The 9,455-nt window shown below is 66.1% G+C and carries 13 protein-coding genes; 6 read left to right on the forward strand and 7 right to left on the reverse strand.

The annotated features are described in order from the left end of the window. Positions 1 to 310: hypothetical protein (locus AC1D34_RS22600; protein WP_476825392.1), on the forward strand; the 310-nt coding region annotated here is incomplete at its 5' end. A gap of 73 nt (positions 311 to 383) precedes the next feature. Here the strand turns inward: AC1D34_RS22600 and AC1D34_RS22605 are convergent. Further along, positions 384 to 1,364, reverse strand: a complete 981-nt coding sequence (locus AC1D34_RS22605) for a glycerophosphodiester phosphodiesterase family protein (protein WP_476825393.1) — start codon at positions 1,362 to 1,364, stop codon at positions 384 to 386. A gap of 105 nt (positions 1,365 to 1,469) precedes the next feature. Here AC1D34_RS22605 and AC1D34_RS22610 point away from each other — a divergent pair, with 105 nt between their 5' ends. Both AC1D34_RS22610 and AC1D34_RS22615 read left to right on the forward strand, forming a co-directional pair. Further along, the gene (locus AC1D34_RS22610) at positions 1,470 to 1,751 is read left to right on the forward strand and encodes a type II toxin-antitoxin system HigB family toxin (protein WP_441507889.1); all 282 of its coding nucleotides are present in this window, start codon (positions 1,470 to 1,472) and stop codon (positions 1,749 to 1,751) included. Then, positions 1,748 to 2,893, forward strand: a complete 1,146-nt coding sequence (locus tag AC1D34_RS22615) for a helix-turn-helix domain-containing protein (RefSeq protein WP_476825394.1) — start codon at positions 1,748 to 1,750, stop codon at positions 2,891 to 2,893. Before AC1D34_RS22610 ends, AC1D34_RS22615 begins: the two co-directional genes overlap by 4 nt. A gap of 71 nt (positions 2,894 to 2,964) precedes the next feature. Here the strand turns inward: AC1D34_RS22615 and AC1D34_RS22620 are convergent, their stop codons facing one another. Beyond that, on the reverse strand, positions 2,965 to 3,195 hold the full coding sequence (locus AC1D34_RS22620; RefSeq protein ID WP_441480806.1) for a hypothetical protein: 231 nt from the start codon (positions 3,193 to 3,195) through the stop codon (positions 2,965 to 2,967). 92 nt (positions 3,196 to 3,287) lie between these two features. Further along, positions 3,288 to 3,563, reverse strand: coding sequence for a PilZ domain-containing protein (locus tag AC1D34_RS22625; protein WP_476825395.1), 276 nt, complete (start codon positions 3,561 to 3,563; stop codon positions 3,288 to 3,290). Between the two features lie 242 nt (positions 3,564 to 3,805). On the opposite strand from AC1D34_RS22625, the gene AC1D34_RS22630 reads away from it, so the two are divergent. Further along, positions 3,806 to 4,267 carry a hypothetical protein gene (locus tag AC1D34_RS22630; RefSeq protein ID WP_476825396.1) on the forward strand — a complete coding sequence of 154 codons (462 nt, stop codon included), beginning with the start codon at positions 3,806 to 3,808 and terminating at the stop codon, positions 4,265 to 4,267. Between the two features lie 89 nt (positions 4,268 to 4,356). Here the strand turns inward: AC1D34_RS22630 and AC1D34_RS22635 are convergent, their stop codons facing one another. Genes AC1D34_RS22635 through AC1D34_RS22650 form a run of 4 tightly spaced genes read right to left on the reverse strand, consistent with a single transcriptional unit; the run spans position 4,357 to position 7,040 of the window. Then, complete coding sequence (locus AC1D34_RS22635; protein WP_476825397.1) at positions 4,357 to 5,142, reverse strand: anti-sigma factor family protein; 786 nt, start codon at positions 5,140 to 5,142, stop codon at positions 4,357 to 4,359. Continuing rightward, complete coding sequence (locus AC1D34_RS22640; RefSeq protein ID WP_441507894.1) at positions 5,129 to 5,671, reverse strand: sigma-70 family RNA polymerase sigma factor; 543 nt, start codon at positions 5,669 to 5,671, stop codon at positions 5,129 to 5,131. The genes AC1D34_RS22635 and AC1D34_RS22640 overlap by 14 nt, the downstream gene beginning before the upstream one ends. 39 nt (positions 5,672 to 5,710) lie before the next feature. After that, positions 5,711 to 6,046, reverse strand: coding sequence for a cupredoxin domain-containing protein (locus tag AC1D34_RS22645; protein WP_441493058.1), 336 nt, complete (start codon positions 6,044 to 6,046; stop codon positions 5,711 to 5,713). A 37-nt stretch (positions 6,047 to 6,083) separates the two neighbouring features. After that, positions 6,084 to 7,040 carry a metallophosphoesterase family protein gene (locus AC1D34_RS22650; protein WP_441493059.1) on the reverse strand — a complete coding sequence of 319 codons (957 nt, stop codon included), beginning with the start codon at positions 7,038 to 7,040 and terminating at the stop codon, positions 6,084 to 6,086. 435 nt (positions 7,041 to 7,475) lie between these two features. Between AC1D34_RS22650 and AC1D34_RS22655 the strand changes: the two genes are divergently transcribed. Both AC1D34_RS22655 and AC1D34_RS22660 read left to right on the forward strand, forming a co-directional pair. Beyond that, on the forward strand, positions 7,476 to 8,105 hold the full coding sequence (locus AC1D34_RS22655; protein ID WP_441493060.1) for a 2OG-Fe(II) oxygenase: 630 nt from the start codon (positions 7,476 to 7,478) through the stop codon (positions 8,103 to 8,105). Positions 8,106 to 8,374: 269 nt separating this feature from the next. Continuing rightward, the gene (locus tag AC1D34_RS22660; protein WP_476825398.1) at positions 8,375 to 9,202 is read left to right on the forward strand and encodes a hypothetical protein; all 828 of its coding nucleotides are present in this window, start codon (positions 8,375 to 8,377) and stop codon (positions 9,200 to 9,202) included. Positions 9,203 to 9,455: the final 253 nt, after the last annotated feature.

Consider the following 9,455-nt stretch of genomic DNA (forward strand, 5'->3'; position numbering starts at 1 on the left):
GATGCCGCACCCGGCAGTGGCCCAGGTGCTGTTCGTGGCCTGCGACAATGGTTTGCGCTGCGTGCAGGCGCCCTGCCCCTCGAAGGATGTCGTTCTCGTGCCGTCAGGCCGGCGCTATGCGAAGACCGATCCCGATCTCTCCAGCCTGCCGGCCGCGGATGCTGCGCGCCGCGACCTCGCCAGTGGCCTCTATTCCGGGCGTCTCGTCCTTTCGGGCACGGTGGAGGACGGACCGCCGGCGCGAATCACGGCGACGAAGGTCCTTCGTCGCGCGACTGCGCATGAGGCGGCCCTCTGCCGGCGCCGCTGAAGCATCGGCCCGAAACGTGGATTGCGATTTTCGGGAAAGCCGATGCCATCACAGATGATCTAAGGGCACGCCGTCAGCGCGTCGGCTTCACCGCCCCGGCAATCACGGCGATCTCGTCGGTCCAGATCCCGCCTGAATAGCCCACGGGCAGACGGAACAAGTCGTCGGGCGTATCCAGGCCCGTCGAAAAACCGCCGCCCTGATAGGGGCCGAGCGCGAAGACCTGGGTGCCGGCGCTGTCGAAGCGGTTGAGGAAGCGGTTTGGCCAGCCCCAGAGCCATGGCGCGATGTTGATTGGCACCAGGACGATCGTTCCCCGGCAGATCTCGGGCATCACGCCGGTCCAGCCATAGGCTACATAGCGCGTCAGGCAGCCGATCTGCGTGCTCCTGGACATGGCCGGGATATCCGGTCGGAGGCGCCGCAGCGTCTCGACCGGCTCGTCGCCGCCATAGACGATCAGGCGCGCACGGGCCTTAGGCGGCAATGCCCCCAGGACTGCGGCGAGCTTCTCGCCCTCGCTCCTGTCCCGGCTCTTCACATTGATGGCGAAGCGCCGCCCGGGAAAGGCTGCAAACACCTCGTCGAGCGTCGGCATCATGCCGATGCCCTTGCCGCGCAGCGGATGGGTCCTGCCACCATCGGCGGTATAGCCATAGCCGACATCGAGCGCCTTCAGCTGCGCCATCGCGTGCTCCCGCGTGACACCCTCGCCGTTCGTCCGACATTCCAGGGTCCAGTCGTGGAAGACCGCGAACTGGCCGTCGGTGGTCGGGTGCACGTCGAGCTCGACGATATCGGCGCCGGCCTCAAAGGCTGCCCGCATGGATGGCAGCGTGTTCTCGATGAAGTCATGGCGCGGCGGCAGCATGCGCGCGGCGCTGCAGACATCGGAGCGCAGGTCGGTCTTGTCGTAGAGCTGGGTGATGCCGCGATGGGCGAGCAAGGTCGGCCGGCCCTGCGGCCGGGAGGCCAGGAGACTGCTGTTGCCGATCAGGATGAAGAGCGTGAGGAGAAAGAGCGCGGCGAGCGCAAGGCGTGGGAGACGGCGCATCACTTCATCCTTTGAACCGCGGGCGCGAGCGCCTATCAATGTTCCCGAAAATGGGAGCATGAGAGCAATTGCTCCCAATTATGGGAACATTATGATCGCACCAGCATGATCGTCATCGGAGCCTCGGCCCTGGCCGAGTATGGCGAGGCGCACCCACAGGCCGGCTCTGCTCTGCGCGCCCTGAATGCGCTGCTGCGGCAGGCGAGCTGGCGGGCGCGCGACGAGATTGCGCGCGATTGCGGCGCCGTTGCCCGCTTCGTGAGCGAGGATGCGGTTGCGCTTGCCTTGCCGCATGTCGGCTGCAGCGTTGCCTTCAGGGTCAATTTCGAGCTGGGCGTGATCCGCATCACCGCGGTCACCGCCCTCAACGAGGAGGACGCAAGGTGAGGGAGCGCGAAACCCTTCCCGTCAGGCCGATCAGGAGCGAAGCGGATCATCACGCGGCGCTGGCCGAGATCGACCGGTTGTTTGCCGCGGAGCCGGGCTCCGCGGCGGCCGACCGGCTCGAGGTTCTGTGCCTGCTGGTCGCCGATTACGAGCGCAAGACCCATCCGATCGCGTCGCCGGACCCCATCGCCTATCTGACGCTCGCGATGCAGGCCAAGGGGCGGACGCAAGCCGACCTCGCCGAGCTCCTCGGCTCGCGCTCGCGCGCTTCGGAGGTCCTGAACCGGCGGCGGCATCTCTCGGCCGAGATGATCGCCAAGCTCGGCGAAGCCTGGGGCGTGGCGCGCGAGCCGCTCTCGGTGCCCTATGCGGTGGCGGGCAGCATCAAGCGCACCGCGCTGCGCGGCGCAGCCCTGCTCGGCCTCCTCGCGGGCCTGAGCGCATCGGCGATCGGCGGCCTGTTCTGGGCTCACGGCAGGGACCTGCCGAGCACGGCCGAGATCGCAGGCTATGTACCGCCCGATCTCGAGCGCTACGGCCGGGATGGCGGCCTGACGGCGTATCGCCGGCCGGTGCCGCTCGCGACCATCCCGCCCCATGTGCTGAAGGCCTTCCTCGCGGCGGAGGACCAGGACTACTACCGCCATGGCGGCTACAGCCTGCCGGCCATCCTGCGGGCCTCAGCCCAGAACCTCGCGAGCCTGGGCGAGAGCCGGACGCCGGCAGGCGCCGCAACCATCACCCAGCAGCTCGCCAAGAACCTGCTGCTGCCGGGCCAGCCGCCCTCGCTCGCCCGCAAGGTGAAGGAGATCGTCCTGGCGAGCCGGATCGAGGACGCTCTGAGCAAGGACCGGATCCTCGAACTCTACCTGAACCAGATCTATTTCGGCGGCTACGCCTATGGCATCGCGGCGGCCTCGGCCCAGTATTTCGGCAAGAGCCCGGCCGATCTCAGCGTCGCGGAAGCCGCCTATCTCGCCGCCCTGCCCAAGGCGCCGAACACCTACCGGCTCGACATCGCCGACAACCGCGGTCGCGCCAAGGAGCGGCGCGACTGGGTGCTCCGACGCATGGCCGATGACGGACTGATCACGGCCTCCACAGCCCAGTTCGCCCAGGCCGAGCCACTGATCGGGCCGTGAAATCGACAGACCTCAGCCTGCGATGGCGCTCACCGTCCTTGCTCCGGAGCGGCGCAGCGTCAGGATTCAGGCTAGTGGGAGATCGGCACCGTCGCCAGGAACTGCTCGACCGCCAGGGGCACGATATCGACATCCGGCTGCGCACTCGACAGCCCGGCAACGATATGGCCGAGCCACAGCCTCATGCTCTCGCTGCTGGCGGCCTGGAAACAGAGTGACGGCTCGATATGAGCCCAGGCGATCTCAAAGGCCTCGCGCGCTGTTGCGAGTTCGAGGAGTTCGGGAAGGGAGCTGAACGGCATCGGGCACCTCCGGCACCCGCGAAACTCAGCATCGAACCCGACCCGCGGCAAGATGACGAATTCCGACCCAGGGCCTCCGCCTCTCGCAGCGTTCAGTCGGGGCGTTCAGCATCCGGGATGAAAGTCGCGCCGATCGAGTGCTGGCTGCGCCAGGCAATCCGCACGCAGCTGTTGATGTGCAGGGCCGGAGCGATCAGCCTGAAAACGTCTGGCGCCTCGAACCCCATCGGCACGCGCAGCTTGACGCCGGACACCGAGACATCGCGGATAATGCAGGGAATCTCGTTGTTCTGGCCGGGAAGACGGATTCGCGCTTCCTGCACAACCTTCTTGCGGTGGTGGCGGCGCTCTTYAGTCTGACCCGGCAATTCGCAAATCCCCGCCACGATCGATCGGTTCAAGTCTATCTGGAACCTGCGCCCGGCACGTTAACCGATGACGTACAGCCCGCAAGGAATCCGGGCAAGCCTGCCGGACCATCCGGGCCGCCAACCCACAATGAGTTGATCGACTTCCACATGGCAGGCCAGCATGGATGGGCGGCGACGCGAAGCCACCGGAGCGCCATGGCTCGATGGGCGTGAGCAACTGCCGTGGAGGAGAAGAGATCATGCGCCATTCTCTCAAGCTGAGATCGCTTCTCAGGCTCTTCGCCCTCCTGGCGAGCGTCGTGGCGCCCCTGCCCAGCCTGGGCACGGCCGAAGCGCAGGTCCGCTCCTCCAGCTCGCCGCAGATGTCGGGGCAGACTGTCCGCAGGGGCCACCATTCCAGCGCCCAACGGCCCGGCAACGGGGCGCATGTCAGCCGGCCGCAGCACCGTCCGCATACGCGCCCGTCGCATGTCCATCGGCCGAGCCCGCAGGTCCGGCATCATCGCCCGGGGCGCGTGACTGTCGTTCACCCGCGGCGTCACTGGCATCGCGGCGGAGCGGTTGCAGCGGGGGCGGCGCTCGGCTTCATCGCCGGGGCAGCGGCTGTCTCGCTCGCCGGCCCGGCGCCGCGCGCGGGCTATTGCTGGTACTACACCACGCCCCAGCGCATGACCGGCTTCTGGGACTGGTGCCCCCGCTGAACGGGTGCCTCGCTCCAGCCGAATGCCCAAGGTTACGCGCCGGAAGAGCTCGGGACCATCGCCCCGGAAGCGGTGAGCGATGCCGGTGGTCACCCCTTTTCGGCGGCGCGCGCCTGGAACAGCCGCACGAAGGCATCGAGCTCCGCACGCTCCAGATCGGAGATCGCCCAATAGGTGAAGGCGCGATCCTCCCAGGTCACCAGTGAAAACCCCCGTGCCGAGCTGCCGCTGGGCCCGGCGGGCGGCTGGGACGAGACAGCGCGCGGCAAGGCGACGACCGAGATCAGATGCTCATTGTGGCGGTAGACGAGGGTCGGCGCGACGTGATTGCCGATGACATCGATGCGTGCGCCGACGAGGGGAAAACCGTCCCGTGCCAAGTCGTCGGCCGGCGGAGACAGGCCGATCTTGGCGTCAAGCCATGGCTTGACCTGATGTCGATCGGACGAGGCCATGTCGACCGGAGTGGGTGCGATGAGGGCCCGGCGGTGACTGCTGGCGATGTCGCCCGCCATGTCCTCCGGCGCCACGCTCGACACGCCCCAATAGGTTCCGCCCCCGGCCAGCAGGCTGGCGATCAGGGCCGTTGCGGCCAGTGCGCGCCAATCGAAACTGCGAGCCGGCCGCGCCGATGCATCGGCGCCGATCGCAATGACACGCTTGCGCAGCTCGGCACTGGGCTCCGGCCGGGGCAGCTGCCGCATCGCGCTGCGCAGGGCAACGATCCGCGCCCTTTCCGCCGCGAGGGGCGGATCGGTTGCGAGGCGGCGCTCGAGCGCAGATGCACTGGCCGCATCGAGTTCGCCATCGACGAGAGCGTGCAGAAGCAGCCGCGCTTCGCCTGGATCGATGGGCTGGCCGTCACGCTCGGTCATTGCGTCCCCCAAGCTGGCGGATCAGGATCGTGCGGGCTCGCGACAGGCGGGACATGACGGTGCCAATCGGCGCCGAAATCAGATCGGCGATCTCGCGATAGCCCAGCCCATTGATATCGCGCAGCACGAGAACCTCGCGGAACGGCGGGGGCAGCGCTGCAATCGCCGCTTCGATCTCTGCCGCGTCGGCGCGGGCGATCATGGCCGCCTCCGCGTCGTCATCGCCTGATGGGCCAGAAGCCAGGAGATCCGCATCCGTGACCTCGTCGAGCGGCACGAGCATCGGCCCGCGATTCCTGGCGAGCCATGTGTGACAGGCATTGCGCACGATCGCGAGAAGCCAGGCGCGAGCGCTGCCGCCTGCATAGGTTCCGATCCCGGCATAGGCGCGAAGGCAAGCCTCCTGGACGACGTCTTCTGCATCATGTGCATTGCCCGTGAGCCAGCGGGCGAAGGCCAGCGCATCCGCAAGATGGGGCAACACCACCTCGCGAAACCGTTCGGCGGAAGGGTCGCCGCTTGCTGCCACTGTCGGCTCGCCGTCTGGACACCCGGCCACAAGGTCCGATCAGCGGGAAACGCGGATCTTTCCCTGCATATGCGGATGAAGGCTGCAGAAATACGAAAACTCCCCCGGCAGGGTGAAATCATACGCGAAACTGTCCTTCGTATCGAGCGCGCGGGATCTGAACGAGCCGTCACCCGCGACAACCAGATGCGGTTCGTCATCCTCGTTCCGGAACGTGACCGTCGTTCCGGCTTTCACGGTGAGGTCCGGCGGAACGAAAGCGAAGTTGGAGATCCTCACCAGCGCCTCCTCCGCCCCCGCGGGACGGGATGCGGCGAGGACCGACAGGACGATGATCGCGCCCGCAGCCCAGAGGGGCCTGTGCCTGCAAGTCATGTCGCTCTCCCGATTGCACGGTTACGCCATCCCTCGTTCAGCCGCGCGCGAGCGTGCTGTCGATGATCGCCAGATCGTTTGCGCCCGGGCGAATGGCGACGCTCGTAATGCCGAGGAACTTGCGCAACTCGCCAGCCGGGACGGTCAGGGGACCGGGCGAGGAGGCGGTCCCCGGCGCCGGCTGCGGAAAGGCCGTGGACCTTGCAGTGTGAAAGGTCACATTGCCTTCCACCTTCTGCATGATCTGGTGGATGTGGCCGTTGAGGATGGTGACGGACCCGAAGGGCTTGAGCAGCGCAAGCGCCTGCGTGCTGTCGGCGGTGCCCCAGCCCCAATCGGCATAGACCGTCCAGAGCGGGATATGCGCGAAGACCACGATGGGAGCCGAGGCGCTGCGGCCGCGCAAATCGTCGGCGAGCCATTTCAGCTGCTCCGGCCCGAGTTGACCGAGCCCGCCAGCCTTGAGGTTCACGACATTGACCAGGCCGATGAAATGCACGCCGCCTTCGTCGAAGGAATACCATCCGGCGCCCTGCTTGCCCTTGCCGTACCGCTCCGAATAGGCCTGCCCGTTACCCTCGTCGATCACGTCATGTTCGCCAGGCACGTAGTGAACGTCGAGCCTCGCGCCGCCGATGACACGCGCCGCATCATCGAATTGAGCGGCCGTGGAGAGATGCGTGATGTCGCCCGTATGGATCATGAAGGCGGGCTTGGCCGGGAGCGCCCCGATCTGGGCGATAGCCTCCGTGAGCGTGTCGAGAGCATGCGGGTTCGCAGCCTTGTCGAAGCCGACATGGCTGTCGGATATCTGCAGGAAGGTGAACCCCTTGGTGACCGCTTCTGCCGCCTCCGCCCTGCCGAGGAGGCCCAGCGAGACCGGCACCCCGCTCGCAACCGTCCAAAGCACGCCGGTTCCGGCCCAGATCATGCATTCGAGCGTCTCGCGGCGTGTGGTGGCAGGCCGCTCAGTATCGATCCGATGATGTGTCATGGTCGATCTCCCAAGAACGCAACCACGCTGCGTTCATTGAGAAGACAGGTCTTCAGCGCCGTTTATTCCCGACCATGCGAATTTTCGTCATCGGTGCTGCGCAGCAATGCGACGCTCGGTCCGCRGCATGAGCGTGCGGAGGATGGACCGCGCCCGCCCAGACAGCCGGATCGAAGCAGAAAGCGGGCCGCGCCTCCGGCAATCGCAGCGCCGACACAATGCGAATTCTCGCCCGCCGAACGGTTTCGCCGCGGACCAGACAAGCAATTTTGCATCGTGAAGGCTCGCATGTATGAATAAGATACGATTTCGGCTGCTCGATTCCTGTCTGCAAGCCTTGGCTCCTTCTCCAGCGCGAGCAGGCACGGTCAGCAGCTCTTGTATGTCTACCACCGGTCGAAATTACCGAATGTAATTTACTAAGGGACCACGGCTATGGCTCTCAAGCTACTCAATGCAGATGCGATCCGCGACAGTGCGTTCTCACTGCAACCTTATCCGCATTTCCTTGGTGAGAACTTTCTCAGGCCTGAGGCCATCCCGGATATACGTCGGGATTACCCGGCCATTACGAAGCCTGGCTATCTGACCGTCGACGATATCGAGCTGGCGGGAAGCTTTAAACAGCTGATCGATGAAATGGAGAGCCCGGACCTCACCGAGGTGCTTTCGCAGCGCTTTGGAAAAGACCTCCACGCCTTTCCGCGGCTGACCACCGTCCGAAAGCTCTCGCAGGCCAAGGACGGCCGCATTCACACCGATGGCCCGAGCAAGGTCATGACCGTGCTGCTCTATCTGAACGACGACTGGTCACCGGATGCGGAAGGCCGGCTGCGCGTGCTCTATGACGGCACGAATTTCGAGCCCTTCGCCTGCGAGGTGCCTCCGACCATGGGTGCCGTTTTCGGCTTCCTGCGCTCCGACAATTCCTGGCACGGCCACAAGCCCTTCGCGGGCGAGCGGCGTGTCGTGCAGACGGCGTGGATCACCGACGCATCCGAACTCGAGCGCAAGAAGAGCAGAAACACGGTCGCGAAGTTCTTCAAGAGCATCTTCGGCCGCTAGATTCCAGGTCGATGGCCCGCTCGGCAGACCGGCGAAGGTTTCGCGCCGGCCTGCGGCGGGCCATTGCGCCGGCGGACCGAAACCCGGGACCAAGAGCCCCGCGCCCCTTGGCTCGACAGGGCGTTCGGCGCAAAAATCGCAACTAACTCACGGCGTCGATAGGCCATCAGGGATGACTTTGCGTCGCCGATCCATGTCGCGTGCCGATGCCCATACCTCCAGCGAAACGCAGTGTTGAGCAATCGCTCCGGGCCGCCTACGCTCTCCCCGTGACAGACCTTCCCCCCGCTTGGGCCCTTCTTCAGCCGGCCTCCCTCAAGGCGCTCCTTGAGCCTCCCGGCAGGGTCCCGCAGGCTGTCCGCCTCACGCCCGATAGCGTCTCCGTCGAGGCCGCCCTTCAGGCTCCCATGGTCATCGCCGCGAGGCTCCTGCTGGCGCTTGCCGTGGAGAAGGGCGGACTGGTCCTCACCCCTGCGGGAGCCCTGAAGCGGGCCGATGTCCGGCATGTCTTCGACCGGACGGAGTGGCCGGGATACGACAGGGCCACCACGCTCGCGACGAACAAGGTCATCAACGAGCACGATGCCTACGGGGTCCTGTTCACACGGATCGTGCTGCAGGCGGCCCGGCTCCTGCGGAAACGCTCGGGGGTCCTGAAGGCGAGCAAGGCAGGCAAGGCCATGCTGGCGCCCGAGGCCGCCCCGGCGCTGCTCGCCGCGCTGTTCGAAGCGACATTCTGGAAAGTGAACCTCCAGGACTTCGACCGGAACCCGCTGGAGTTCTGGCCCCAGCACCACATGGGCGTGATCCTGTGGAGCCTGTCGGTGACGGCGCATGGCTGGTCCCATGCGAAGGACCTGATGCCGGCCTGTACGATCATGGAGACCATCGGGGACCCGATTGCTCCCGACTTTCCCGAGTTCGCCCTGACGACGCGGGTGCTCCGGCCGCTGTCATGGCTCGGACTACTCGAGAGCCGAAGATCGGAGAAGAGGCCCGATGGCGGGCTCGACGATGACGTCCGGAAGGCGCCGCTGTTCGACCAGCTCTTGCGATTTGAGGTGGAGTTGAAGGGTGGCGGCGAGCCGCGACACTGAGGCCAGGGGAATTCGCGAGCCGGGAGCCTGGGCTGCCTGCCCAGGGCCGACAGCGCCTGCCGCCGTCAGCAGCGGCGCACAGGGCCATGCGAAGAGAGCCGGCGCGGTGTGGCCGGGAGGGTTTTCGGCCCTCTCAGCTGTCAGAAGCGGAAGTCCATAACTGGAGGTGGCGATTTTGCTGGATGCGGTGCTCGGTCTGATGGTCGAGTTCATTCTTCAGATCATCGGCTATCTGACGGGCAAGACGCTCATT

The organism is Allobosea sp. P1_A7, assembly GCF_056406775.1.

Excerpts from the sequence above, each read along its gene's own strand:
- AC1D34_RS22605 (WP_476825393.1), bottom strand. The coding sequence starts at position 1,364 with ATGCGCCGTCTCCCACGCCTTGCGCTCGCCGCGCTCTTTCTCCTCACG.
- AC1D34_RS22610 (WP_441507889.1), top strand. The coding sequence starts at position 1,470 with ATGATCGTCATCGGAGCCTCGGCCCTGGCCGAGTATGGCGAGGCGCAC.
- AC1D34_RS22620 (WP_441480806.1), bottom strand. The coding sequence starts at position 3,195 with ATGCCGTTCAGCTCCCTTCCCGAACTCCTCGAACTCGCAACAGCGCGC.
- AC1D34_RS22630 (WP_476825396.1), top strand. The coding sequence starts at position 3,806 with ATGCGCCATTCTCTCAAGCTGAGATCGCTTCTCAGGCTCTTCGCCCTC.
- AC1D34_RS22635 (WP_476825397.1), bottom strand. The coding sequence starts at position 5,142 with ATGACCGAGCGTGACGGCCAGCCCATCGATCCAGGCGAAGCGCGGCTG.
- AC1D34_RS22645 (WP_441493058.1), bottom strand. The coding sequence starts at position 6,046 with ATGACTTGCAGGCACAGGCCCCTCTGGGCTGCGGGCGCGATCATCGTC.
- AC1D34_RS22650 (WP_441493059.1), bottom strand. The coding sequence starts at position 7,040 with ATGACACATCATCGGATCGATACTGAGCGGCCTGCCACCACACGCCGC.
- AC1D34_RS22655 (WP_441493060.1), top strand. The coding sequence starts at position 7,476 with ATGGCTCTCAAGCTACTCAATGCAGATGCGATCCGCGACAGTGCGTTC.